Source organism: Pseudomonas sp. PL-6, from assembly GCF_054110165.1.
The window spans coordinates 1806283-1831586 of record NZ_CM134189.1 but is presented as its reverse complement, the minus strand read 5'-3'; the positions used below and the strand labels follow the sequence as shown (position 1 = coordinate 1831586).

General features: G+C 65.8%; 24 protein-coding genes. 8 read left to right on the top strand and 16 right to left on the bottom strand.

Annotated features, from left to right (window positions below; all coding sequences use genetic code 11):
- The first annotated feature begins 2 nt into the window (after positions 1-2).
- A complete protein-coding gene (locus tag ACW9UL_RS08450; RefSeq protein WP_021444012.1) occupies positions 3-524 on the top strand; it encodes a CsiV family protein in 522 nt (173 codons plus the stop codon).
- Between the two features lie 130 nt (positions 525-654).
- Here ACW9UL_RS08450 and ACW9UL_RS08445 read toward each other — a convergent pair whose 3' ends face one another.
- From ACW9UL_RS08445 to ACW9UL_RS08430, 4 genes are read right to left on the bottom strand one after another with little or no spacing between them, the layout of a single operon-like run.
- Entirely contained in the window at positions 655-1392 is a 738-nt protein-coding gene (locus ACW9UL_RS08445; protein ID WP_021444013.1) for an S-methyl-5'-thioinosine phosphorylase, read from the bottom strand.
- A 9-nt stretch (positions 1393-1401) separates the two neighbouring features.
- Positions 1402-2400: a beta-N-acetylhexosaminidase gene (gene nagZ, locus ACW9UL_RS08440; RefSeq protein WP_457790120.1), complete on the bottom strand. Its 999-nt coding sequence runs from the start codon at positions 2398-2400 to the stop codon at positions 1402-1404.
- Positions 2401-2422: 22 nt separating this feature from the next.
- Positions 2423-2947 carry a L,D-transpeptidase family protein gene (locus tag ACW9UL_RS08435; protein WP_457790118.1) on the bottom strand — a complete coding sequence of 175 codons (525 nt, stop codon included), beginning with the start codon at positions 2945-2947 and terminating at the stop codon, positions 2423-2425.
- Between the two features lie 47 nt (positions 2948-2994).
- Positions 2995-3702 carry a TetR/AcrR family transcriptional regulator gene (locus ACW9UL_RS08430; protein ID WP_457790116.1) on the bottom strand — a complete coding sequence of 236 codons (708 nt, stop codon included), beginning with the start codon at positions 3700-3702 and terminating at the stop codon, positions 2995-2997.
- A gap of 227 nt (positions 3703-3929) precedes the next feature.
- On the opposite strand from ACW9UL_RS08430, the gene lexA reads away from it, so the two are divergent.
- The gene (gene lexA, locus ACW9UL_RS08425) at positions 3930-4538 is read left to right on the top strand and encodes a transcriptional repressor LexA (protein WP_122107259.1); all 609 of its coding nucleotides are present in this window, start codon (positions 3930-3932) and stop codon (positions 4536-4538) included.
- Between the two features lie 10 nt (positions 4539-4548).
- Entirely contained in the window at positions 4549-5022 is a 474-nt protein-coding gene (sulA, locus tag ACW9UL_RS08420) for an SOS-induced cell division inhibitor SulA (protein WP_457790114.1), read from the top strand.
- Between the two features lie 169 nt (positions 5023-5191).
- Here sulA and ACW9UL_RS08415 read toward each other — a convergent pair whose 3' ends face one another.
- The 6 genes from ACW9UL_RS08415 to fadB all read right to left on the bottom strand — a co-directional run bounded on the left by ACW9UL_RS08415 (position 5192) and on the right by fadB (position 12510).
- Positions 5192-5428, bottom strand: coding sequence for a hypothetical protein (locus ACW9UL_RS08415; protein ID WP_021444491.1), 237 nt, complete (start codon positions 5426-5428; stop codon positions 5192-5194).
- 107 nt (positions 5429-5535) lie between these two features.
- The gene (locus tag ACW9UL_RS08410) at positions 5536-6054 is read right to left on the bottom strand and encodes a DUF6586 family protein (RefSeq protein ID WP_021444489.1); all 519 of its coding nucleotides are present in this window, start codon (positions 6052-6054) and stop codon (positions 5536-5538) included.
- Between the two features lie 76 nt (positions 6055-6130).
- The gene (gene topA / locus ACW9UL_RS08405) at positions 6131-8737 is read right to left on the bottom strand and encodes a type I DNA topoisomerase (RefSeq protein ID WP_457790112.1); all 2607 of its coding nucleotides are present in this window, start codon (positions 8735-8737) and stop codon (positions 6131-6133) included.
- Positions 8738-8841: 104 nt separating this feature from the next.
- Positions 8842-9084, bottom strand: coding sequence for a DUF1653 domain-containing protein (locus tag ACW9UL_RS08400; protein ID WP_457790110.1), 243 nt, complete (start codon positions 9082-9084; stop codon positions 8842-8844).
- Positions 9085-9156: 72 nt separating this feature from the next.
- Positions 9157-10332: an acetyl-CoA C-acyltransferase FadA gene (gene fadA, locus ACW9UL_RS08395; RefSeq protein WP_457790108.1), complete on the bottom strand. Its 1176-nt coding sequence runs from the start codon at positions 10330-10332 to the stop codon at positions 9157-9159.
- A gap of 30 nt (positions 10333-10362) precedes the next feature.
- The gene (gene fadB, locus ACW9UL_RS08390; protein WP_457790106.1) at positions 10363-12510 is read right to left on the bottom strand and encodes a fatty acid oxidation complex subunit alpha FadB; all 2148 of its coding nucleotides are present in this window, start codon (positions 12508-12510) and stop codon (positions 10363-10365) included.
- A 468-nt stretch (positions 12511-12978) separates the two neighbouring features.
- On the opposite strand from fadB, the gene ACW9UL_RS08385 reads away from it, so the two are divergent.
- Positions 12979-13797, top strand: coding sequence for a hypothetical protein (locus tag ACW9UL_RS08385; protein WP_457790104.1), 819 nt, complete (start codon positions 12979-12981; stop codon positions 13795-13797).
- Positions 13798-14182: 385 nt separating this feature from the next.
- A complete protein-coding gene (locus ACW9UL_RS08380; protein WP_021444483.1) occupies positions 14183-14632 on the top strand; it encodes a universal stress protein in 450 nt (149 codons plus the stop codon).
- A 46-nt stretch (positions 14633-14678) separates the two neighbouring features.
- Here ACW9UL_RS08380 and ACW9UL_RS08375 read toward each other — a convergent pair whose 3' ends face one another.
- Positions 14679-15365 (bottom strand): DUF6901 family protein, encoded by a 687-nt coding sequence (locus ACW9UL_RS08375; RefSeq protein WP_457790102.1) that lies wholly within the window; start codon positions 15363-15365, stop codon positions 14679-14681.
- An 18-nt stretch (positions 15366-15383) separates the two neighbouring features.
- Complete coding sequence (locus ACW9UL_RS08370; protein WP_457790100.1) at positions 15384-17309, bottom strand: ATP-binding cassette domain-containing protein; 1926 nt, start codon at positions 17307-17309, stop codon at positions 15384-15386.
- Between the two features lie 169 nt (positions 17310-17478).
- Between ACW9UL_RS08370 and ACW9UL_RS08365 the strand changes: the two genes are divergently transcribed.
- Entirely contained in the window at positions 17479-19407 is a 1929-nt protein-coding gene (locus ACW9UL_RS08365; protein WP_457790098.1) for a transglycosylase SLT domain-containing protein, read from the top strand.
- Between the two features lie 76 nt (positions 19408-19483).
- Here ACW9UL_RS08365 and ACW9UL_RS08360 read toward each other — a convergent pair whose 3' ends face one another.
- Complete coding sequence (locus ACW9UL_RS08360) at positions 19484-20290, bottom strand: MOSC domain-containing protein (protein WP_457790096.1); 807 nt, start codon at positions 20288-20290, stop codon at positions 19484-19486.
- Here ACW9UL_RS08360 and ACW9UL_RS08355 point away from each other — a divergent pair.
- Positions 20289-20774, top strand: a complete 486-nt coding sequence (locus ACW9UL_RS08355) for a DUF1499 domain-containing protein (protein ID WP_457790094.1) — start codon at positions 20289-20291, stop codon at positions 20772-20774. The genes ACW9UL_RS08360 and ACW9UL_RS08355 overlap by 2 nt on opposite strands.
- Positions 20775-20777: 3 nt before the next feature.
- On the opposite strand, the gene ACW9UL_RS08350 is transcribed toward ACW9UL_RS08355, so the two are convergent.
- Together ACW9UL_RS08350 and yegS are read right to left on the bottom strand one after the other, a co-directional pair.
- Entirely contained in the window at positions 20778-21710 is a 933-nt protein-coding gene (locus ACW9UL_RS08350) for a chemotaxis protein CheV (RefSeq protein ID WP_021444477.1), read from the bottom strand.
- A gap of 103 nt (positions 21711-21813) precedes the next feature.
- Positions 21814-22710 carry a lipid kinase YegS gene (gene yegS, locus ACW9UL_RS08345; protein ID WP_122107267.1) on the bottom strand — a complete coding sequence of 299 codons (897 nt, stop codon included), beginning with the start codon at positions 22708-22710 and terminating at the stop codon, positions 21814-21816.
- A 177-nt stretch (positions 22711-22887) separates the two neighbouring features.
- Here yegS and ACW9UL_RS08340 point away from each other — a divergent pair, with 177 nt between their 5' ends.
- Complete coding sequence (locus ACW9UL_RS08340; RefSeq protein ID WP_021442946.1) at positions 22888-23586, top strand: pirin family protein; 699 nt, start codon at positions 22888-22890, stop codon at positions 23584-23586.
- Between the two features lie 120 nt (positions 23587-23706).
- Here the strand turns inward: ACW9UL_RS08340 and ACW9UL_RS08335 are convergent, their stop codons facing one another.
- Positions 23707-25266 (bottom strand): FGGY-family carbohydrate kinase, encoded by a 1560-nt coding sequence (locus ACW9UL_RS08335; RefSeq protein ID WP_457790091.1) that lies wholly within the window; start codon positions 25264-25266, stop codon positions 23707-23709.
- Positions 25267-25304: the final 38 nt, after the last annotated feature.

The window sequence follows — 25304 nt, the reverse complement described above, 5'->3', positions numbered from 1 at the left end:
CCATGCGTCTCTTGCACCTGATCCCCCTGCTGCTCTGCCTGCTGGCCCCGAGCGCCTTCGCCGAACGCCTCTACCAGGTCGAACTGCTGGTGTTCCGCCAGGCCGGCGACCCCGTCGTCGCGCCCAAGATCGCTCCCGACGACTGGGCCGGCAGCGCCCTGCCGATCGCCGGCAACGAACGCCCCACGGCGCTGGACAACGAGGCGGCCAAGCTCAACCCCGGCAACGGCTACCAGTTGCTGCTGCACAAGGCCTGGAGCCAGAGCATCGGCAGCAGCCCGAGCCGCGTCGCGGTGAGCAGCGGCGAGGCGCAGTTCGGCCACCATCCGGTCGAGGGCACGCTGAGCTTCACCCAGGAACGCTTCGCCGACCTGGAACTGGAACTGTGGATCAACCAGTTCAGCGCCGACGGCCTGCTCGATGCCAGCGAGCACCTGAAGATCGCCCAGCGCCTGAAGGACAACAGCCTGACCTACCTGGATCACGGCAGCCTGGGCGCGCTGATCCGCATCAGCCCGCTCTGAGCGGAGGCCAGACAGGAGAGCGCCGGGAGCTGTTTGGCGCGCAAGCCCCAGAGGGGTGAAACGCAGGGATGTGCCGAACGATGCAAAAAGGGCCGCTAAGCGGCCCTTTTCGTTATCCGGGGAACCAGGCTCAGCCCGCCAGCACCCGCGCCAGCACCGACTTGACCGTGCCCATGCCCTGCTCCAGCACCCGCTCGATCTCGGCCATGGTGATCAGCGCGCTGGACTTGCCCGCTGCCGGGTTGACCACCAACGCCAGGCAGGCGTAAGGCAGCGCCAGTTCGCGCGCCAACACCGCCTCGGGCATGCCGGTCATGCCCACCAGGTCGCAGCCGTCGCGCTCCATGCGGGCGATTTCCGCAGCCGTCTCCAGGCGCGGGCCCTGGGTGCAGCCGTAGACGCCGTGATCGCTGAACGCGGCGTGCTCGGCGCGCAGCGCCGCCACCAGCCGCTCACGCAGCTGAGCATCGTAAGGCTGGCTGAAATCGACGTGGGTGACGTGCTCCAACTCGCCCTCGTAGAAGGTATGGGCGCGCCCCGCGGTGTAATCGATGAGCTGGTGTGGCACGCAGAAATGCCCGGTGGCCATGGCCGCATGGATGCCGCCGACCGCGTTGACCGCGAGGATCGCCTTGGCCCCGGCCTGTTTCAGCGCCCAGAGGTTGGCGCGGTAGTTGACCTGATGCGGCGGAATACGGTGCGGCTGGCCATGGCGGGCGAGAAACAGCACCTCGCGCCCGGCGTAGTCGCCGCGCAGCACATCGGCCGACGGCGCGCCGTAGGGCGTATCCAGCGGCAATGCTTCGCGGATGGTCAGGCCTTCGAGCTGGGTCAGGCCGGTGCCGCCGATAATCGCGTAGACAGTCATGGGCGCTCCTCAGTCAAGCAACTGGGCGGCTCGCAGCGCCGCCACGGCAGTCAGCCAGCGTGGCGCCTGGCGGTATTCGGTACAGGCGTGTGCACGGCCGCGCATACGCGCCAGGCGCGCCGGCGGCGTCACCTGCCGGCGTTGCAGGGCCGTCAGTGCCAGCTCGGCGGCGGCGCGGTCGTTGCACACCAGGCCCATGTCGCAACCGGCGCCGAGCGCCGCCTCGATGCGCTGGCCGGCATCGCCGACCACATGGGCACCGGCCATGGACAGGTCGTCGCTGAAGATCACCCCGTCGAAGCCCAGCTCGCCGCGCAGGATGTCCTGCAGCCAGCGCCGCGAGAAGCCGGCCGGCTGCGCGTCGACCTGCGGGTAGATGACGTGCGCCGGCATCACCGCATCCAGCTCGCCGGCCAACAGCATGAACGGCTGCAGGTCGCAGGCACGAATTTCATCGAGGCTGCGCTCGTCTAGCGGAATCGCCACATGGGAATCGGCCTCGGCCCAGCCGTGCCCGGGAAAATGCTTGCCGGTGGCGGCCATGCCGGCCTCGCGCATGCCGCGGATAAAGGCTCCGGCCAGGCACGCGGCGCGCTGCGGATCGCCCTCGAAGGCGCGACTGCCGACCACCGCACTCCGTTGGTGATCGAGGTCCAGCACTGGGGCGAAACTCAGGTCCAGCCCCACCGCCAGCACCTCGGTGGCCATCAACCAGCCGCAATGCTCGGCCAGGATCTCGGCGTTGTCGTTGTCGGCGATGGCGCGCATCGCCGGCAGACGCAAAAAGCCCTGGCGCAGGCGCTGCACCCGACCGCCTTCCTGATCCACCGCCAGCAGCAGATCCGGACGCAGGGCGCGGATGCTCTGGCACAGCTCACGCACCTGGCGCGGCGATTCGATATTGCGGGCGAAGATGATCAGCCCGCCCACCTCGGGCTGGCGCAGCAGCTGGCGATCCTCGGCGGTCAGCCAGGTGCCGGCGATATCCAGCATCAAAGAGCCTTGCATGCGTGTCGTCACAAAAAAATCCTTAGCGAAGATCCGCCCCGGCCCACTGCGGGCAGGGCGCCTCGTCGATCATGACCGGGCAGTGCGGCGCCACCCGATCGAACAGGGCCAGCATGTCGGCGTTGCGCAGGCGCACGCAGCCATGCGAGAGCGGCACGCCCATGGGTTCGCTATCGGGCGTGCCATGCAGGTAAATATAGCGGCGAAAACTGTCCACCTGGCCAGAACGATTGCGTCCCGGCTCCAGGCCGCTGAGCCAGAGGATGCGGGTGAGAATCCAGTCGCGCCCGGGAAACTGCTCGTGCAGCGCCGGCGACCAGACCTCGCCGGTCCAGCGTCGGCCGCGCAACACCGCGCCCAGCGGCAGGCCGGCGCCGATCTTCGCCCGCACCTGGTGCAGGCCGCGCGGCGTGCAGCCGGAGCCGTTGCGCTCCCCCGCCCCGTTCAGCGCGGTGGAAACCGGCAGGCGCAGCACCAACTGCCCCGCACGGAAACCGTACAGAGCCTGATCAGCGATGGAGATATGCAGCAGATCGAGATCGAACATGGGCGGCTAGCTTAGCCGAAGGCCAACGCCGCGCCCACCTGCAGACGTCAAACCTTTGCCGGCGTGCTCGCGCTCTTGCTGCGCGGCTTGAGCTGCGCGGCGGCCAGCGCCGGGTCGTTGACCCCGGTCTCGGAGCGCATGCCGGCGGCGAGGAACGGTACCATCATGCGCATCACCTGCTCGATCGAGGTGTTGACGCCGAAATCGGTCTCGGCCATGGCGCGCAGCGCCTTGATTCCGGACATGCTGAAGGCCGCCGCGCCGAGCATGAAATGCACGCGCCAGAACAGCTCCAGCGGCGGGATGCGCGGCGCCGCCTCATGCACCAGCAGCATGTAACGGCGGAACACCTTGCCGTACACCTCTTCCAGGTACTTGCGCAGGTGGCCCTGGCTCTGGCTGAAGGCCAGGCCGAGCAGACGCATGAAGATCGACAGGTCGTTGCCGCTGCGCGGCTTGACCGCCAGCGCCTGCTCGACCAGCAGTTCGAGCAGTTCTTCGAGGCTGGCCGGGGTATCGGCCTTGGCCTGACGCCGATCCAGCTCCTTCTCCAGGCTGGCGCAGAAAGGCCCGAGGAAGCGCGAGAAGACCGCCTGGATCAGCGCCTTCTTCGAGCCGAAGTGATAGTTGACCGCCGCCAGGTTGACCCCGGCCTTGCTGGTAATCAGACGCAACGAGGTTTCGGCGAAGCCTTTTTCCGCGAACAGCTGTTCCGCAGCATCGAGAATGCGTTCAACGGTTTCCGACTGAGCCATGAGCTATCACCTGACAAACACTTGTTTGAAACATACGTTTCAGCCCACTGCATTGTCAAGCCGCACGAGCCGTCTTTTGGCCAGCCGGTCACAGCTTACAACAAGCACAGACGCAGATTGCCCGTCGCAGGTTACAGGGCGGCCGGCGGGTAGGCGAAATTGTGCGTTGCCAAGCCGGCCTTACTGTATATAATCCCAGTCACTGTATAAAAAGACAGAGCGCCGCCATGCTGAAACTGACGCCACGCCAAGCCGAGATTCTCGCCTTCATCAAACGCTGCCTGGAAGACAACGGCTACCCGCCCACCCGCGCGGAAATCGCCCAGGAACTCGGTTTCAAATCGCCCAACGCCGCCGAGGAACACCTCAAGGCCCTGGCCCGCAAGGGCGCCATCGAAATGACTCCGGGCGCCTCGCGCGGCATCCGCATCCCCGGCTTCGAGCCGAGCAACGAGGACGAAGGCCTGCCGGTCATCGGCCGGGTCGCCGCCGGCGCGCCGATTCTCGCCCAGCAGCATGTCGAGGAATCCTGCCAGATCAACCCGGCCTTCTTCCAACCCAAGGCCGACTACCTGTTGCGCGTGCGCGGCATGAGCATGAAGGACATCGGCATCTTCGACGGCGACCTGCTGGCGGTGCACACCACCCGCGAGGCGCGCAACGGCCAGATCGTGGTGGCGCGGCTGGACGACGAAGTCACGGTCAAGCGCTTCAAGCGCGAAGGCAACAAGGTCTGGCTGATCGCCGAGAACCCCGAGTTCGCGCCGATCGAAGTGGATCTGGAACACCAGGATCTGGTCATCGAAGGTTTGAGCGTCGGCGTGATCCGCCGCTAGAGGAGGCTCCATGCAGTTCCCGCACCCACTCGATCGCCCGCAAATGGCGCTGTTCGATGCCTTTCTCGGCCAACCGACAGAAGTCCTGCTGGAGCCAGGACTCGCCGCCCCGCTACTCGACGAGTCCGAAGCCTTCAGCGAACTGTCGCTGCGCGGCGCGGCCGGACACTGCCTGCACCTGCTGGCGCCGATCCTGCGCGAACTGAGCGAGAACCTCGATGCCCGCTGGCTGACTCTGGTGGCGCCGCCGGCCAGCCTGACCCAGTCCTGGCTGCGCGAAGCCGGTTTGAACCGCGAACGCATCCTGCTGTTGCAACCACGCCGCGGCCAGAGTGCCGTGGAGCTGGCCGAGGAGGCGCTCAGGCTGGGCCGCAGCCATACCGTGGTGAGCTGGCTGCACCCGCTCGAACGCGGCACGCGCCGCCGTCTGGCTCAAGCCGCCGATATCGGCGCAGCGCAGAGCCTGAATATCAGCCTGGGCTAGATCGCAGAGCACCTTCCCTGCCACCTCGCCCCCCAGACCATCCCGTCGCCCAGATGCCGCCATTGAGCCGCGGATCACGTCCGAGCTACGGCTACAGCCAGCAAGGTATCCGACCAACAAAAACGGGGCTCGCTTGGAGCCCCGTTTTGCTTGCCGCGCCGCGGAAAATTCAGTGCAGCACCCGCGGCCCTTCGTCCTCGGCACTGTAGTCGCCCTCGGCCAGGCGTCCGGCCATCTGCACCCCGACATTGAGCATGGCCTTGGCCACCTCGACGTGCTGACCCTGCAGGAAGGCCTTGGCATCGGCGGAGAAATCCAGGGTCACCAGGGCCTCCTCGTCTTCCGCACGACGCAGGGCGATACGCCCATCGGGCAGTTCGACGATTTCCAGAAAGGATGTAGGCATGGTTCAGGTTCTCCACGAAAGGCCGGCATTGTACCAGCCGACCGGGCATGACCCCAGCCCGCCGATCCAGATGACGACGGATGAGCTCCAGGCGGAGCCGGCGCGGCTCAGCACTCGCTGAGCGATTCGCGAAAGCGCAGCACCAGTTCCTTGAGCTGCTGACGCCAGGCCTCGAGGGTTTCCGGCGCCAGTTCGGCCGCCTCGTCCTCGACGCTGAGTGCGGTGATCAACGGCAAGCCAGGATCGACCTTGGCCTTCTTCTCGCCCTGCGGCGGCCGGAACAGCTCGGCATAGGCCGCCAGCAGCTGTGCCAGCCAGGTTTCCGGCTGTTGCGCCAGCTCCACCAGCTCGGCCAGTTCCGGGCTCGGCGCGCTGTCGAGCACCGCGCGAGTGAGCAAGAGTTCGGCGCGCGGCTGGGCGGCATCGGCCATGCGGTAATAGCCGGCAATCTCGTGGCACAGCCCGAGCAGCCCGCCATAGAGGTGGAACAGGGCCGCCTCGCGCTCGGCCTGCACCAGTGCCTGGGCGTTGAACGCACCCTCCGCCTGCGCCTTGCGCCAGGCGTCCAGGGCCAGGCCGGCGAAGAAGATCTTCTGGTTGGTGCGGGTATAGAGCTCTTTGGCCATCGGGGCGATCTCCACTGCGGATCGAGCCATGATACGCGCGCCGGCCTCGACCGGCGCGCACCTCGTCAGGACAGGCTCAGCGCTTGTCTTCGACCTTCCACTTGCCGCCGTCGAAGAAGGCGCGCCAGCCGGTGGGCTTGCCGTCCACCTCGGACTGCACGTACTGCTCCTTGGTCTTGCGGCTGTAGCGGATCACCGCCGGACGGCCGTCCGGATCCTTGGCCGGAGCGGCCAGCAGGAAGTGGTACTTGGGATCGATCTCGCTCTTGTGCGGAATCAGCTCCAGCACCAGCGGCGCGCGGGTCTCGCGATTCTTGGGGAAACCGCTGGCGGCGAGGAACAGGCCGGAGGCACCGTCGCGCAGCACGTAGGTGTCGTCCACCTTCTCGCACTTGAGCTCGGGCATCTTCACCGGGTCCATCTTCGGCGGCGCCGCCTCACCGTTCTTCAACAGCTTGCGGGTGTTCTTGCAGCTGGCGTTGGTGCAGCCGAAGAACTTGCCGAAACGGCCGGTCTTGAGCTGCATCTGGCTGCCGCACTTGTCGCACTCCAGGCTCGGCCCTTCGTAGCCCTTGATGCGGTACTGGCCCTGCTCGATCTCGTAGCCGGCGCAATCGGGGTTGTTGCCGCAGATATGCAGCTTGCGCGTCTCGTCCAGCAGATAGGCGTCCATCGCCGTGCTGCAGATCGGGCAGCGGTGCTTGCCGAGCAGCACCAGGGATTCGGATTCGCCCTCGTCGTCCGCGGCGATCTCGTCGCCCGGCACCAGGTTGATGGTGGCCTTGCAGCGCTCCTTCGGCGGCAGGCTGTAGCCGGAGCAGCCGAGGAACACGCCGGTGGAGGCGGTGCGAATCATCATCGGCCGGCCGCATTCGCGGCAGGGGATGTCGGTGGTGGTCGGCTGGTTGGCGCGCATGCCGCCCTCGCCCGCCTCGGCCACCTCGAGCTTCTTCTTGAAGTCGCCATAGAACTCGTCGAGCAGGTGCTTCCACTCGCGCTCGCCCTGGGCCACGTCGTCGAGATGCTCTTCCATCGCGGCGGTGAAGCCGTAGTCCATCAGGTTGGCAAAGCTCTCGTCGAGACGCTCGGTGACGATGTCGCCCATCTTCTCGGCATAGAAGCGGCGGTTATGCACCGTGACGTAGCCACGCTCCTGGATGGTGGAGATGATCGCCGCGTAGGTGGACGGGCGGCCGATGCCGCGCTTCTCCAGCTCCTTGACCAGGCTGGCTTCGGAGTAGCGCGCCGGCGGCTTGGTGAAGTGCTGGCTGGGGTCGAGCTGGATCAGCTTGAGGCCCTCGCCCTCCTTCATTTCCGGCAGGACATCGTCCTCGCCCGGCTTGCTCTGCTGCGGCAGCACGCGGGTGTAACCGTCGAACTTGAGGATGCGGCCCTTGGCACGCAGCTCGAAGGCGCCAGCGGCCACGGTGACGCTGGTGGACAGGTACTCGGCCGGCGGCATCTGGCAGGCCACGAACTGGCGCCAGATCAGGTCGTACAGACGCTCGGCGTCACGCTCCATGCCCGACAGCTGGGTCGGACGCAGGTTGACGTCGGACGGACGAATCGCTTCGTGCGCCTCCTGAGCGCCTTCCTTGCTCGAATACAGATTGGGCTTACCCGGCAGGTACTTGTCGCCGTACTCGCTACCGATAAAGCCTCTGACCATTTCAATTGCGTCGGCCGACAGGTTGGTCGAGTCGGTACGCATATAGGTGATGTAGCCGGCCTCGTAGAGACGCTGGGCCATCATCATGGTCTTCTTCACCCCGAAGCCCAGGCGGTTGCTCGCCGCCTGCTGCAGGGTTGAGGTAATGAAGGGAGCCGACGGCTTGCTGCTGGTCGGGCGGTCTTCACGCTTGACCACGCTGTAGCTGGAGGCCTTGAGCTTCTCCAGTGCGGCCATGGCCTGTGCTTCATTGACCGGTTTGAACGCCGCACCGCCCTCGCGCACCACTTCGAAACGCACCTTGGCGTTCTTCGCCGTGCCGAGATCGGCGTGCACTTCCCAGTATTCTTCCGGGACGAAGGCGCGGATTTCCTTCTCGCGCTCCACCACCAGCTTCACCGCCACCGACTGCACGCGGCCGGCGGACAGGCCGCGGGCGATCTTGGCCCACAGCAGCGGCGAGACCATGTAGCCCACCACGCGGTCGAGGAAGCGCCGCGCCTGCTGGGCGTTAACGCGGTTGATATCCAGTTCGCCGGGCTTGGAGAAGGCTTCCTGGATCGCCTTCTTGGTGATCTCGTTGAACACCACACGCTTGTAGCGGGCGTCATCGCCACCGATGGATTCGCGCAGGTGCCATGCGATGGCCTCCCCCTCGCGGTCCAAGTCGGTTGCGAGATAGATGGTGTCGGCATCCTTGGCCAGGCGGCGCAGTTCTTCGATCACCTTTTCCTTGCCGGGCAGGATCTCGTACTTGGCCTTCCAGCCGTGCTCGGGGTCGACGCCCATGCGCGCGAACAGCTGACGTTTGGCCTTTTCCTTGGGCGACAGCGCAGGCGCCTCGGCGGCGGCCTTGCCACGCTTGGCCGGCTCCTTGGTGGCGCTTGCCGAGCCGCTGGTAGGCAGGTCACGGATGTGGCCGATGCTCGACTTCACCACGTACTGGCTGCCCAGATACTTGTTGATGGTCTTGGCCTTGGCCGGGGATTCCACGATGACCAGCGATTTGCCCATGGATCAGAAAATTCCTGAATTGCGAAATATAGAAGGCAGGGAGCCTTGAGGCCCCGCTATATATAGTGGTGACCAAGCGAAGGTCAAGCGCAGGGACTGCGCAGTCAGGCTTCCGAACTGCCGATAGGGCTGACTTCGGCCTGAATCAAAGCAAAGCGTGGAACGCGCTTGCCGTCCACCTCGACCTCTTCGCAGAACATGCTCAGCGGCCGAACCCACAGGCCGAATTCACCGTACAAGGCCTGGTACACCACCACTTCTTCCTCGTTCTCGGAATGGCGCGCCACACCGAATACGCGGTACTGCGGGCCCTTGTAGTGGCGATAGAGTCCTGGCTGCAACTGCATGAGAGGTTCCCGAAATAAAAGCCGTAAAAAGCAAAACCGGGGCACTGGGCCCCGGTTTCTGTCCGCTTGCGCTTAAACGCGCTCGAAGACGGTGGTGATGCCTTGGCCAAGGCCCACGCACATGGTGGAGACACCGAGGGTGCCACCGTTCTGCTTCATGACGTTGAGCAGGGTACCGGAGATACGGGCACCGGAACAACCGAAGGGGTGACCCAGGGCGATGGCGCCGCCGTGCAGGTTGACCTTCTCTTCCATCTTGTCGAGCAGCTTCAGATCCTTCAGCACAGGCAGGGCCTGGGCAGCAAAGGCTTCGTTGAGCTCGACGAAGTCGATGTCGGCCATGGTCAGACCGGCGCGCTTGAGCGCCTTCTGAGTGGACGGCACCGGGCCGTAGCCCATGATCGCCGGATCCACACCGGCAACGGCCATGGCGCGAACCACGGCCATCGGCTGGATGCCCAGATCCTGAGCGCGCTGGGCGCTCATGACGATCATGCAGGAAGCGCCGTCGGTGATCTGCGAGGAAGTACCCGCGGTCACGGTGCCGCCTTTCGGGTTGAACGCCGGCTTCAGGGTAGCCAGGCTCTCCAGAGTGGTCTCCGGGCGAATGGTCTCGTCGTAGTCGAAGACCTTCAGGAAACCATTCTCGTCGTAGCCCTGCATCGGGATGATTTCATCCTTGAACTTGCCTTCGACGGTGGCCTTGTGCGCCAGACGGTGAGAACGCTCACCGAAGGCGTCCTGCGCCTCGCGGCTGATGCCATGCATCTTGCCCAGCATTTCGGCGGTCAGGCCCATCATGCCGGACGCCTTGGCGGCGTACAGGGACAGGTGCGGGTTCGGGTCGACGCCGTGCATCATGCCGACGTGGCCCATGTGCTCCACACCGCCGACGACGAACACGTCGCCGTTGCCGGTCTGGATCGCCTGCACGGCGGTGTGCAGGGCGCTCATGGACGAACCGCACAGGCGGCTGACGGTCTGGCCGGCGCTGGTGTGCGGGATCTGGGTCATCAGCGACGCCATGCGCGCGATGTTCCAGCCCTGCTCCAGGGTCTGGTTGACGCAGCCCCAGATCACGTCCTCGACTTCTGCCGGGTCGATCTTGGCGTTGCGCTCCAGCACGTTGCTGATCAGGTGCGCGGACATGGTCTCGGCACGGGTGTTGCGGTGCATGCCGCCCTTGGAACGACCCATCGGGGTACGACCGAAGTCGACGATCACTGCATCTCTAGGATTCAGGCTCATAAATTCACTCTCGCTCTAGTCGTTGCGCGCTTAACCGAAGAACTTCTGGCCCTTGGCGGCCATTTCGCGAAGCTTGGCGGTCGGGTGGTACAGCGCGCCCAGGTCGGCGTACTTGTCGGCCAGGGCGACGAACTCGGCGACACCGATGGAATCGATGTAGCGCAGCGCACCACCACGGAAGGGAGGGAAGCCGATGCCGTAGATCAGGCCCATATCGGCCTCGGCTGCGGTATCGACGATGCCGTCTTCCAGGCAACGAACGGTTTCCAGGCACAGCGGGATCATCATGAAGTTGATGATGTCCTCGTCGGTGACTTCGCGCTCTTCGACCACGATGGACTTGAGCAGCTCGTAAGCTTCAGGGTCGGAGACCTTCTTCGGCTTGCCGCGCTTGTCGGTCTCGTAAGCGTAGAAGCCCTTGCCGTTCTTCTGGCCCAGGCGATTGGCTTCGTACATCACGTCGACAGCGGTCTTGCCTTCCACCGCCATGCGGTCCGGGAAGCCTTCGGCCATCACGTCGCGGCCGTGGTGGCCGGTGTCGATGCCGACCACGTCGGAGAGGTACGCCGGGCCCATGGGCCAGCCAAACTTCTCCATGACCTTGTCGATGCGCACGAAGTCGACACCGAAGCCCAGCAGCTTGGAGAAGCCACCGAAGTACGGGAACAGCACGCGGTTGACCAGGAAGCCGGGGCAGTCGTTGACCACGATCGGGTTCTTGCCCATCTTCTTGGCGTAGGCAACGGTGGTGGCCACGGCCACTTCGCTGGACTTCTCGCCACGAATGACTTCCACCAGCGGCATCATGTGCACCGGGTTGAAGAAGTGCATGCCGACGAAGTTTTCCGGACGCTTGAGCGCCTGGGCCAGCAGGGAGATGGAGATGGTCGAGGTGTTGGAGGCCAGGATGGCGTCTTCGCGCACCACGTCTTCCACTTCGGCCAGCACGATCTGCTTGACCTTGGGGTTCTCAACCACGGCTTCGACGACGATGTCGACGTTGCCGAAATCACCGTAGGACATGGTCGGACGGATGGCGTTGAGGGCTTCAGCCATCTTCGCCGGGGTCATGCGACCTTTCTCGACGCGCTTGCCGAGCAGCTTGGAGGCCTCGGTCAGGCCCATCTGGATACCCTCTTCGCGGATATCCTTCATCAGGATCGGGGTGCCCTTGGAGGCCGACTGGTAGGCGATGCCGCCGCCCATGATGCCGGCGCCGAGTACGGCAGCCAGTTTCACGTCGCGGGCGATTTCGTCGTGGTGTTTGGCCTTCTTCTTCAGTTCCTGATCGTTCAGGAACAGACCGATCAGGCTCTCGGCGACCGAGGTCTTGGCCAGCTTGACGAAGCCGGCGGCCTCGACTTCCAGCGCCTTGTCACGGCCGAAGTTGGCAGCCTTCTGAATGGTCTTGATCGCCTCGACCGGAGCCGGGTAGTTCGGGCCGGCCTGGCCAGCAACGAAGCCCTTGGCAGTCTCGAAGCACATCATCTGCTCGATGGCATTGAGCTTGAGCTTTTCCAGCTTGGGCTGACGCTTGGCCTTGTAGTCCAGCTCGCCGGAGATGGCGCGCTTGACCAGGTCCAGCGCGGCCTCCTTGAGTTTGGCGGGAGCGACGACGGCGTCGACGGCGCCTACCTTGAGGGCGTCGGCGGCGCGGTTTTCCTTACCGGAGGCGATCCACTCGACAGCGTTGTCGGTGCCGATCACGCGAGGCAGGCGCACGGTGCCGCCGAAGCCCGGGTAGATGCCCAGTTTGACTTCCGGCAGACCGATCTTGGCGGTCTCGCTCATTACGCGGTAGTCACCGGCCAGGCACATCTCGAAACCGCCACCCAGGGCGATGCCGTTGATGGCGACGACGGTGGGCACGGCGAGGTCTTCGAAATCACTGAAGATCTTGTTGGCTTCCAGGTTGCCAGCCACCAGCTCTTCGTCGGGCAGTTTGAAGTTGTCGACGAATTCGGTGATATCGGCACCGACGATGAACACGTCCTTGCCACTGGTGACAATCACGCCCTTGATCGAACCGTCGGCCTTGATCGCGTCGACGGAGGCGCGCAGCTCGTTGAGGGTAAGACGGTTGAATTTGTTGACGGACTCACCCTTGAGGTCGAAATTCAATTCGACGATGCCGCTCTCAAGAGCCTTAACCGTGATGGCTTTACCTTCGTAAATCATCAACTGATCTCCACGGTATGGAAGCTGAACAGTACACATCGGAGCCAACCGGCAGGCCAGCTCGCGGCACAGCCGTCGAGCATAGCCCCAATCGGTACGACACACCCGCCGACGCGATAATCGGGCTGTATAAGGCGCGCCTTTCCAGGCAAACGCTCAATTCATACGCCCGTTTGATTTGGGTGTGCACACCTTCGGGGAAAAGCCGGCGCTTGTCAATTGGCCTTCTTGCGCGGCGTGCGCATCCCTGGCGCAAACCCAGGCCTGCCGAGGCCTGGGCCAGGGCCCGATAAACGCCATCGATAACGCACCATTGCGGCGCTTTAAGGCGCCCCGGCGGCCGGCCGCCTGCGCCTAGCCAAATCCCTGCGCTGCAGGTACAGTCGTCTCACTTTCGGCTGGCACAGCGCCATCCGGCTGCAATACCACAACAAATCGAGCCCCACGATGGGCCGCACGGAGCCCCCAATGTCGAGCCGCCGTTCGCTGGCATTTTCCCTGAGCGCCCTGCTCGTCTTCCTCTTCGCCTTCGTCTCGCCATCCCTGCTGGCCGCACCGGCCGATGATCTGCTGCGCCTGCACCAGCTGCGCCTGGCCACGCAGAAGAGCCTCGGCGACTTCTATATGTACAACGGCATGGAGGGCGACCAGCGCTACGCACGGATGATCGGCGAGTCGCTGCAGGAGGCCCAGGGCCACCTGGATGCCCTCGGCGAGATGCCCGGCGAGGGCGCCAAGGCCCTGCGCAGCCAGTGGCAGGGCGAATGGCAGGGCTACCGCGACGGCCTGCAGGCGCTGATGGAGGCCATGCGCAGCCAGGGCTACACCGACCTGCAGCCGGTCGCCGACCTGGCGGACAGCAACCAGCGGCTGATGGCCATTGCCCAGGAGCTGTACCAGAAAATCCAGCAGGAAAGCGGCTACAGCGTACCGCCCTTGACCCAGCAGAGCCGCGAGCAGAGCCTGCTGATGCAGGGCATCGCCCTGGACTACGCCTCGCGCAGCGCCTCGATCGGCGGCAGTTTCTTCGGCGGCGGCGAGGAGCGCGCCATCGACGAGTTGGTCGGCGAGTTCGCCAGCAAGCTCGACGGGCTCAATCGCGCCCAGCAAAACACTCCGGAGATCAGCGCAGCTCTCGGCAGTATCGGCACCAAATGGCGCTATATCGAGAAATCCCTGCTGAACTACAACGAGAACAGCGTGCCCTTTCTGGTCAGCAAGTATTCCGACAGCATCATCGAAGGCCTGGAAGGCGTAGCCGCCCAGTACGCCGCCAACCAGCACTGATGCCACAGTTTTTCCGGCCTGCCTGGCCCGATTCAGGCCCGGTGCTCGCACCGGGCTTTTCTTTGTCCGCCCTCAGAGCCTGTTCAAAGTATCGCGAGCTAGAGCAATGCAAGGCGCTACGTTAGTAACAGCCTCCGGCTGATCAAAATAGGCGAGGAACGGTCGGAGTCGCGGGCGACTTTACTGGTGTAAATGAGCATTCCGACCGGGCTGGCGCTCCAGCCTGTTTTTGACACAGTAGTGCCGACGCGCAGCAGACTTTGAACAAGCTCTCAGCCGGCACCCTGCCCGCCAGGCAAGGTCGTAACAATAAGCGGCCGCTTATCGGGCGCAATGGGGCCATACTTGCTGCAGAGCCATTCGTACCCTTAAGGAGGAGTTCACCATGCCCTACCAGCATATTCTGGTCGCCGTCGACCTGACCGAGGAATGCGACCCCGTGGTGGTTCGCGCACAGAAGCTGGCCAAGGCCAGCGGCGCCAAGATGTCCCTGGTGCATATCGTCGAGCCGATGGCCATGGCCTTCGGTGGCGACGTGCCGATGGACCTGTCGATGCTGCAGCAGCAGCAATTCGAGCAGGCGCGCGAACGCCTGAACAGCTTTACCGGCAAGTACCCGGAACTGACCGCGGATCAGCGCCATCTGGCCTACGGCCAGCCGCGCCAGGAAATTCATCGTCTGGCCGAGGAACAGGGCTGCGACCTGATCGTGGTCGGCAGCCACGGCCGCCACGGTCTGGCGCTGCTGCTCGGCTCCACCGCCAACGACGTGCTGCACGGCGCGCCTTGCGACGTGCTCGCAGTGCGCTTGAAGAAAGCCGAGAAAAGCGCCTGAGACGTGAGTATGAGGAGCGCTCAGCGCTCCTCATACCGAGATAGCGTCACTCGAACGAATCGCCGGCACTCATGACCAGCGGGCGGATCTTCTGCAACTGAGTCTCCAGCGACACCGTCATGCTCGACGACATGGAGAAGAAGGTGAGGAAGGCCTTGAGGTTGGAATCGCCGTCGCAGGTGTCGTGGATGCGCTGCCAGAATGCCTGATTGACCAGCTTGAGCTGCTGGAACAGGCGCACCAGGCCCTTGAGCTCCCAGTCCGCGAGGCGTCCCTCGCGCATGTTGAAGTACTGCCGCGCCAGGTACAGCGACACCGCGCGCAGGATGAACTCCTGGTTGCTGGCGAACGGCAGGTGGTTCTGCGCCATGGGCTTGAGCCGCGCCAGCACCGGGCAGGCGCTGGTGGCCATGATCACCCCGAGCAGCGCGCGCAGGCCCTCTTCCAGGCCGACCTGCTTGGTGTACTCGCGCTCCGGCGTACGCACCCACACGCTGGCCTTCTTGAACGCCGGCAGGCCGCGGAAATCCTCGATCACCCGGTGCAGGTCGACCGCCGCCGGGCAATGGCTGAACTGCTCGCGACTGAGCGGGCAGTTGCTGCACTGTTGGTGTCCCAACCGGGTCCAGGCCGGGGCCTGCTGCGCCTGGGCGGGGTCGTATTCGCGGTTCAGCTCGATCCGGTAGCTGAACTGATGATTGTCGTCGAGGGTGATGCGGTACTCGATGGCCATGTCTGTGCGTTCCTTCGTTCAGCCTTCCAGCTCTGCCCAGCGCTCGAGCAACTTGTCCAAGTCCTTCTGCAAGTCGTCGAGGCGCGCCAATACTTCCGTGGTGGCCTGCACCGGCTGCTGGTAGAAGCCCGGATCGGCGATCCGCTCCTGCAACCCGGCCATTTCCTGCTCCAGGGCATCGATCTGCCCGGGAATCGCTTCCAGCTCGCGCTGCAGCTTGTAGCTGAGTTTCTTCTTCGCCGGCTCGGCGCTCTCCTGCACCGGGGCGACTGCCGCCGGGGCCGGCGCTTCGACTATGGCAGTGGCCAGTTCGGCTTTGCCGGACTTGCTTTCACCCACACCGAGCAGACGCGGCGAACCACCCTGGCGCAGCCAGTCCTGGTAGCCGCCGACGTATTCGCGCACCTTGCCTTCGCCCTCGAACACCAGGGTGCTGGTGACCACGTTGTCGAGAAAAGCACGGTCGTGGCTGACCATCAGCACGGTGCCGGGGAAGTTAAGCAGCACTTCTTCGAGCAGTTCCAGGGTTTCCACGTCCAGGTCGTTGGTCGGTTCGTCCAGCACCAGCAGGTTGGCCGGCTTGCTGAACAGCTTGGCCAGCAACAGTCGTGCCCGTTCGCCGCCGGACAGCGCCTTGACTGGCGTGCGCGCGCGCTGCGGGCTGAACAGGAAGTCGCCCAGGTAGCTCAGCACGTGACGGCTCTGGCCGTCGATACTGATGAAATCGCGGCCTTCGGCGACGTTGTCGATCACGGTTTTTTCCGGCTCGAGCTGGTGACGCAATTGGTCGAAATACGCCGCTTCCAGTTTGGTGCCGACTTCGATGCTGCCGCTGCTGGGCTGCAGGTCGCCGAGCAGCAGCTTGAGCAGCGTGGTCTTGCCGGTGCCGTTGGCGCCGAGCAGGCCGATGCGGTCGCCGCGCTGCAGCACCATGGAGAAATCCTTGACCAGGAAAGGGCCCCCGGCATGGGCGAAACTGACGTTTTCCGCCAGCATCACCTGCTTGCCGGACTTGTCCGCGGTTTCCAGGGCGATGTTCGCCTTGCCCTGACGTTCGCGGCGCTCGGCACGCTCGGCACGCATCGCCTTGAGTGCGCGCACGCGGCCCTCGTTGCGGGTGCGGCGGGCCTTGATGCCCTGGCGAATCCACACCTCTTCCTGGGCCAGGCGCTTGTCGAACAGGGCGTTGGCGGTTTCTTCGGCCGCCAGTTGCTGCTCCTTGTGCACCAGGAAGCTGGCGTAGTCGCCGTTCCAGTCGATCAGGCCGCCGCGGTCCAGTTCGAGGATGCGCGTGGCCAGGTTCTGCAGGAAGGAACGGTCGTGGGTGATGAACAGCACCGCGCCGCCGAAATCCTTCAGTGCCTCTTCCAGCCAGGCGATGGCGCCGATGTCCAGGTGGTTGGTCGGTTCGTCAAGCAGCAGCAGATCCGGCTCGGAAACCAGCGCCTGGGCCAGCAGCACACGCCGGCGCCAGCCACCGGAGAGTTCGGCCAGGGTCTTGTCGGCCGGCAGTTGCAGGCGGCTCAGGGTGCTGTCGACCAGTTGCTGCAGGCGCCAGCCGTCTTTGGCTTCCAGCTCCTGCTGCACGTGCATCAGTTGCTCGAGGTCTTCATCGCCGTGGATGTTCTGCGCCAGATGGTGATAGCGCGCCAGCAGCTCGCCGACCCCGGCCAGCCCCTCGGCCACCACGTCGAACACCGTGCGCTCGTCGGCGCGCGGCAGCTCCTGCGGCAGCTCGCCGATCTTCAGCCCCGGCGCCCGCCAGATTTCGCCGTCATCAGCCATCTGCTCGCCCTTGACCAGCTTGAGCATGCTCGACTTGCCGGTACCGTTGCGACCGATGATGCACACCCGCTCGCCCCGTGCGATCTGCCAGGACACCCCGTCGAGCAGGGGCATGGCGCCATAGGCGAGGGATACATCGGCGAACTTGAGCAGGGTCATGGGCTTCTCCAGAAACAGGCGGCGCATTCTACCCGAGTTGGCCGGCGCTCTGTTGCCACATATGTCCGCCGAGCGCGTCGGCATTCACCGCGCCCCGGCGAACGGCTAAGCTAGAGCCATGCAACGAACGGAACCCGTTGCCCCCTCATCTGCTTGCCCTGGAAATGCCATGCGCGGTCGCCTTCTTTCTGTAGTTTCCTGCCTGATCCTCACCACTGCCGGCCTGGCCAGCGCCGAAGCCGCCAACCTGACGCAACAGCGCCAGTACTACGACGAGGCCAAGCGCGCCCTGGCCAAGGGCGACAGCGGTCCCTACCGCCGCTACCAGGCCGCGCTGCGCGACTACCCGCTGACGCCCCACCTGGCCTACGACGAGCTGACTCACCGGCTCAAGTCGGCGAGCAACGCCGAGATCGAGAAGTTCCTCGCCGAGCATGGCGACCTGCCCCAGGCCAGCTGGATGAAACTGCGCTGGCTGCGCTGGCTGGCCGAACGCGGCGACTGGCAGCCCTTTCTCGCCCACTACGACCCGGCGCTCAATTTCACCGAGCTGGACTGCCTCTATGGCCAATACCAGCTGAGCCACGGCCTGATCGCCGAAGGCAATGCCACCGCGGAGAAGCTGTGGCTGGTGGGCAAGTCGCAGCCCAATGCCTGCGATCCACTGTTCGCGCGCTGGGCGGCAGCCGGCCAGCTCACCGAACAACGCCGCTGGCAACGCACCAAACTGGCGGTGGAAGCCGGCAACTACGGCCTGGCCAACCACCTGAGCAAGAGCATGCCAACCCTCGGCGCGCGCGCCAAGCTGCTGGTCGAGGTGGCGCAGAAGCCGCAGCTGCTCAAGCAGACCGCGCGTTTCGCCCCGGCCGACGCCGCCATGGCCGACGTGGTCGGCCTCGGCCTGCGCCGTCTGGCCCGGCAGAGCCCCGAGGACGCCCTGAGCCTGCTCGACAGCTACGCCCAGCGCATGAAGTTCTCCCAGGACGAACAGGTGGCCATCGCCCGGCAGATCGGCCTGACCCTGGCCAAGCGCTTCGACATGCGCGGCCTGCAGGTGATGGCCAAGTACGACCCGGAGCTGCGCGACAACACCGTCAGCGAGTGGCGCGCCCGTCTGCTGCTGCGTCACGGCCGCTGGGACGAGGCTCATCAGCTGACCCAGCGCATGCCGGCCGACCTGGCCAGCAGCAACCGCTGGCGCTACTGGAACGCGCGCAGCCTGCAGCTGGCACAACCGAACAGCCAGCAGCCGGCGGTGCTCTACCAGGCCCTGGCCAAGGAGCGCGACTTCTACGGCTTCATGGCCGCCGATCAGGTCAAGGCGCCCTACCAGCTGAACAACAAGCCGCTGGCGCTCGATCCGAAGACGGTGCAGAAGGTGCGCAACACCGCCGGCATCCGCCGTGCCATGGAATTTCACGATCGCGGCCAGATCGTCGACGGCCGCCGCGAGTGGTACCACGTCAGCCGCCTGTTCAGCCGCGACGAGCTGGTGGCCCAGGCCCGCCTGGCCTACGAGATGCAGTGGTATTTCCCGGCCATCCGCACCATCAGCCAGGCGCAGTACTGGGACGACCTGGAGGTGCGCTTCCCCATGGCCCACCGCGACCAGCTGGTGCGCGAAGCCAAGCGCCGCGAGCTGCATTCGAGCTGGGTATTCGCCATCACCCGCCAGGAAAGCGCGTTCATGGCCGACGCCCGCTCCCACGTCGGCGCCATGGGCCTGATGCAACTGATGCCGGCCACCGCCAAGGAAACCGCGCGCAAGTTCGGCATCCCCCTGGCCTCGCCGCAGCAGGCGCTCAACCCGGACACCAATATCCAGCTCGGCGCGGCCTACCTGAGCCAGGTGTACGGCCAGTTCAACGGCAACCGCGTCCTCGCCTCGGCCGCCTACAACGCGGGGCCCGGCCGCGTGCGCCAGTGGCTGCGCGGCGCCGACCATCTGAGCTACGACGTCTGGGTGGAGAACATCCCGTTCGACGAAACCCGCCAGTACGTGCAGAACGTGCTGTCCTACTCGGTGATCTACGGTCAGAAGCTCGACGCGCCGCACCCGCTGGTGGCCTGGCACGAGCGTTATTTCGACGATCAGTGAGAGGCGATCCCCTCGGCCGGCCGCGCCGCGCGCAGCTGACCAAGGGTCTGCTGCGCATCGCGCGACCCTGCCGGCGTTACTCCAGCACCTCGACCGGCATACCGACCTGCAATTCGCCGACGCCGCGCGGCAGCAGGTTCTGCCCGAAGTACACCTGGCCATCGCGCTCGCGGTAGGTCTTCAGCGTGCTCAGCGGTTCGCGGTCGGCGCTGCGCTCGCCGGTCTGCGGGTCCACGGTGGTGAGGATGCAGCGCGAGCAGCCCTTGGCCACCTCGAACTCCACCGCGCCGATGCGGATGCGCTTCCACTCGTCCTCGGCATAGGTTTCGCTGCCGGTGACCACCAGGTTGGGGCGAAAACGCAGCATCGACAGCGGCCGGCCGACCCGCGCCGCCAGGTCGTCCAGCGACGCCTGGCCGATCAGCAGCAGCGGAAAACCGTCGGCGAAGGCCACCCGATCACCCGGCTGGGCATAGGCGGTGTCGACCTGGCGCGTGCGCGTCTCCGGCACCTGCACCAGACGACAGGCCCGGCCCAGCAGCGCGCTAAGCCAATCGGCGGCTGCATCGCCGGCATCCGGCACGCGCAGGCTGTCGCGCCAGACCGTCACGCCGCGCAGATCCTGCTCGGGGTCGGGCAGCGCCACGGCCAGATCGGCGCAACCCGGCGCGCTCAGGGTCAGGCCGCCGCGGGAGTCGTACAGGGCGCCGAGCTGGCTCATCTGCGGCAGCAGGCGCTGGGTGATAAAGCGCCCGCTCTCGGCTTCGACTACCATCCAGCGACGGTCGCCATGCAGGCCCAGGCCGTCCACGGCGCTGCGCTGCAGCACTTCACCACGACCGGATTTGAGCGGATAGCGGTACAACTGCGAGAGACTCAACATGCGCCAGCTTCCTGTTTCGCAAAACGCCCTTATACGAGTTGCCGGCGGCGCTCACAAGTCCGCCGCCGCGATCCTCCTGGCGGCGATGCTGGGCGGCTGCAGCGGCAGCCCGCCGAGCGAGCTGGGGGTGCGCGACGGTCGCCTGGCGCCCTGCCCGGCCTCGCCCAACTGCGTCAACAGCCAGGCCAGCGACGAGCAACATGCCATAGCGCCGCTGGCGCTGCGCGGCAGCCCGGAGGAAACCCGAAGACGCCTGCTGCAGCTGTTGGCGGACGAGCCGCGAGTACGCCTGGTGGTGCAGGAGGACGACTATCTGCGCGCGGAATTCACCAGCCGGGTGCTGCGCTTCGTCGACGACGTGGAGTTTCTTATCGAGCCGCAGGCGGTGCAGGTGCGCTCCGCCTCGCGCCTGGGGCATTCGGATCTGGGGGTCAACCGCGAGCGGGTGGAGCATCTGCGCCAGCGCCTGGCGCAACAGCCCTAGGTTTCAGCTCGGTTCGTCCAGCGCCAGGCGCTGGCGGATCACGTCCACCAGCTTGTCCGGCTGGAACTTGGAGAGGAAGTTGTCGCAGCCGACCTTCTTCACCATGGCATCGTTGAAGCTGCCCGACAGCGAGGTGTGCAGCACCACATGGAGGTCGCGCAGGCGCGGGTCGTTGCGGATCTCGCTGGTCAGGCGGTAACCGTCCATTTCCGGCATTTCCGCGTCGGTGAAGATCATCAGCAGCTTGTCGGTCATCACCTCGCCGCTGTCGGCCCACTTCTTCAGCAGGTTCAGCGCCTTGAGGCCATCGCTGGCCATATGCATGCGGATGCCCAGCTGCGACAGGGTATCGCGCAGCTGGCTCAGGGCCACGCTGGAGTCGTCCACCAGCAGCACCTCGCGGCCGCGGGCCTTCTCCAGCAGCGGATCGGCGAGTTTCTCGGCGGAAACCTTAGTGCTCATCGGCACGATCTCGGCCAGCACCTTCTCCACGTCGATGACCTCGACGATCTGCTCCTCTACCTTGGTGATGGCGGTCAGGTAGTGCTGGCGCCCGGCGCCCCCGGGCGGCGGCTGGATAGACTCCCAGTTGAGGTTGAGGATGCGGTCGACGCTGCCGACCAGAAAGGCCTGCACCGAGCGGTTGTACTCGGTGACGATGATGGTGCTGCGCTCGTCCGGCACCAGCGGACGCATGCCGATGGCCTGGGACAGGTCGATCACCGGCAGGGTCTGGCCGCGCAGGTTGACCACGCCGCAGACGAAGGGGTGGCGCTGCGGCATCAGGGTCAGCTTGGGCAGCTGCAGCACCTCCTGCACCTTGAACACGTTGATCGCGAACAGCTGGCGCCCGGCCAGGCGGAACATGAGGATTTCCAGGCGGTTCTCACCGACCAGCTGGGTGCGTTGATCTACTGAATCGAGGATGCCGGCCATTGCGCGCTCCTGAGGGGTTAAGGCGAGTCTAGCGTCAGGTTATCGGCCGCGCGCGCTGCCGCTGAAGCGCTGCTGGCGTAGCGCCATCATGCCTGAGCCGCCCTCAGCCGCCAAGCAAGGGCGAATCGGCCGGCAGGTGCAGGCGCAACGCCGCGGCTTCCGCGCGAAAGCGCAGGCCGCGGCTCTCCAGCGGCTCGCCGTCGAGATTGAGGTCGAGCCCTTCGGCCGCCTCCACCTCCAACCAGGGCACGCGGGCGCCGATGGCCACGCTCTGCAGGCCGTTGATGCCGCCGGACAGCAGCGTAGCGAGGGTGCCGACCACATCCTGCGCCGCCGGCACTATGCACACGTCGAGCAGGCCGTCGTCGGCCAGGGCATCGGGGCACAGCAGGTGGCCGCCGCCGGCCTGCCGGCCGTTGCCGATGCCCAGGGCGAGAAAGTCGCCCTCCCAGGCGAAACCCGGCGCCTGGAAACGACCGAAGGCCGAACGCACCTCGGAAAAGCGGCTGAGCCCGGTGAGGAAATAGGCGGCGCCACCGAGCACCTTCTTCAATTCCTCCGAGGTATTGGCGGTGACGTTGGAGCCGAAACCGCCGGTGGCCATATTGAGGAAGGCGCGCTCGCCGGCCAGGCCCAGGTCCACCGGACGCGGCTCCCGCTCCAGCAGCGCCAGCGCCTCGGCCGGCGCCAACGGCACACCGGCGGCGCGGGCGAAGTCGTTGGCGGTGCCCAGCGGCAGCAGCGCCAGACTGGCACCGCCACCGGCCCGGTGCAGGGCCTCGGCGACATCGCGCAGGGTGCCGTCGCCGCCGCCGGCGATCAGAGTCGGGTAGCCGGCCGCCAGCCCCTCGGCGACCAGGCGCTCGCCATCGCCGCCCTCCCAGGTCAGGCGCACCGCCAGGTCCCAGCCCTGCTCGCGCAGATCGGCCACCGCCGCCCTCACCTCCTCGTTCAACGCCTGCTTGCCATGCAGGATCAACCAGGCCTTGCGCTCGCGCATCGCAGTCCTCCTTGAAAGGGATCGGCAACAGCCTACTGGCTGCTTGCCCGACAAACACATCTAATAAATAGATACCTATACCGCAATATTTGCGCTTTTAAATCGATCAATTCAAATAGATCATGCCGCCATCGACGTTGCACGGGACTAGGCCCGGGCACTACCGGAGGATTTGCCATGATCGAAGTACGCCCCTTTGCACAGCTCGGCGCCGCCCAGCACGGCTGGCTGAATGCCCGTCACCACTTCTCCTTCGCCGAGTACCACGACCCCGCACGGATGAACTGGGGCCGCCTGCGGGTGTGGAACGACGACGAGATCGCCCCGCAGTCGGGCTTCCCGCCGCACCCGCACCGCGACATGGAGATCATCACCTACGTGCGCCAGGGTGCGATCACCCATCAGGACAACCTGGGCAACCAGGGCCGTACCGAGGCCGGCGACGTGCAGGTGATGAGCGCCGGCACCGGCATCGCCCACAGCGAATACAACCTGGAGGACGAGACCACCAAGATCTTCCAGATCTGGATCCAGCCGAACCAGGCCGGGCTGCCGCCGTCCTGGGGGGCCAAGCCGTTCCCCAAAGGCGACCGCTCCGGAGCCTTCGTCACCCTGGCCAGCGGCTACGAGGAAGATGCCGACGCCCTGCGCATCCGCACCGATGCGCGCCTGGTGGCGGCCACGATCAAGGCCGGAGAAAGCGCCGAGTACAGCCTGCAGCCGGGTCGCAAGGCCTATCTGGTGGGCGCCAGCGGCGCCTTCAGGGTCAACGGCGTGGCGGCCCAGGCACGTGACGGCGTGGCCATCGCCGATGAAACGCTGATCCGCGTCGAGGCCCAGGAAGACAGCGAGATCGTGCTGGTGGATGTCGCCTGATGCCAAACCAATCGCCCTCCGCTTAGGAGGGCGATCTTTTTCTGTGGAAAGTAGCCCGGATGCAATCCGCGGAAGCGGCGTACACGCCTCCCGGATTGCATCCGGGCTACGAATAGCGCTTTACGCCGGGTAACCGGTGATCTTGCGAATGCGCTGGTACAACGGTTTGAGCTGACGATACATGCGCTGGTAGACCTGCCCGTAGAGCTGCTGGTAAACACGCTGGGCCTCCGGGTTGGGCTGGAATACCTGGCCGACGCGGGTCATGGCGGCGATGGCGCTCGGGTAATCCGGGTGCAGGCCCAGGCCCACCGCGCAATTGATCGCCGCGCCCAGGCCGCTGGTCTCGTACAGGTGCGGGCGCTCGGCCGGCAGGCCGAAGATATCGGCGGTCAGCTGCATGGCCGCATCGCTCTGCGAACCGCCGCCGGACACGAGCAGGCGCTCGATGCGGGTGCCGGCGCGTTTCTCGATGCGCTCCTTGCCCTGGCGCAGGGCGTAGGCCAATCCTTCCAGAATCGCCCGGTACAGGTGCGCGCGGGTGTGCACGTCGCCAAAGCCGATGATCGAGCCCTTGGCCTCCAGCCCCGGCTCGCGGATGCCCGGCGTCCAGTAGGGTTGCAGCATCAGGCCCATGGAGCCGGGCGGCACGGCGTTGACCAGCTCGTCGAACAGCGCCTCGGGCGGCACGCCGAGGGCCTCGGCGCGCTGCATCTCGCGCAGGCCGAACTCGCGCTTGAACCAGCTGACCATCCAGAAGCCGCGGTAGATCATCACCTCGGTGTTGAAGTGATCCGGCAGCGCCGCCGGGTACGGCGGGATCAGCGCGATGGTTTCCAGGTAACGGCGGCGCGTGGTGTTGATGGTCGCCGTGGTGCCGTAGGACAGGCAGGCGGTGCCGGCGTCCAGCGCGCCGGATCCCAGCACTTCGCAGGCCTTGTCGGCGCCGGCGGCGATCAGCGGCAGGCCCTCGGGAATGCCGGTATGCAGGCTGGCGGAGGCGCTGATACTGCCCAGGCGCTCGCCCGGCTTGACCAGCTCCGGCAGTTGCTCGCGGCGCACGGCCAGCGCCTGCCATTTCCAGTCGCCCGGCGCGGCCCAGCGCAGGCGCTTGTAGTCGAACGGCAAGTAGGCCACGCAGCTGCTGGTGGAATCGACGAAGCGGCCGCACAGGCGCTGGGTGAGAAACCCGGACAGCAGCAGCACCTTGTGCGTGCGATCCGCGATGTCCGGCTGGTGCTGGGCGACCCAGTTGACCTCGGCCTGGCCGCGGAAGTGATCCACCGCCTCCTCGGCGCGCGCCAGCTTGAACAGCCAGCCCCAGGGACCCTTGATCCGCCCCTGCACCTCGGCGCGGCGCTGGTCGAGCCAGAGTATCGCCGGGCGCAGCGGTGCGCCCTGCTCATCGACATGGATGATGCTGCCGCGCTGGGTGGTGACGGCGACGCCGCGGATCAGACCGCGGTCGATATCCACCTGCTGCCACAGCAGGCGGCAGGCCTCGCCGAGGCTGGCCCAGTAGTATTCCGGGTCCTGCTCGGCCCAGCCCGGCTGGCTGGAGAAATAGGGATCGAGCTCCACCTTACCCTTGGCCAGCAGGTTGCCCTGGGTATCGAACAGCAACGCACGCACGCTCTGGGTGCCGTTGTCGATGCTCAGCAGGTAGCTTGGTTCGCTCAAGGTGTGATCCTTCTCGTTATACCTGTGGTTGCGCACAT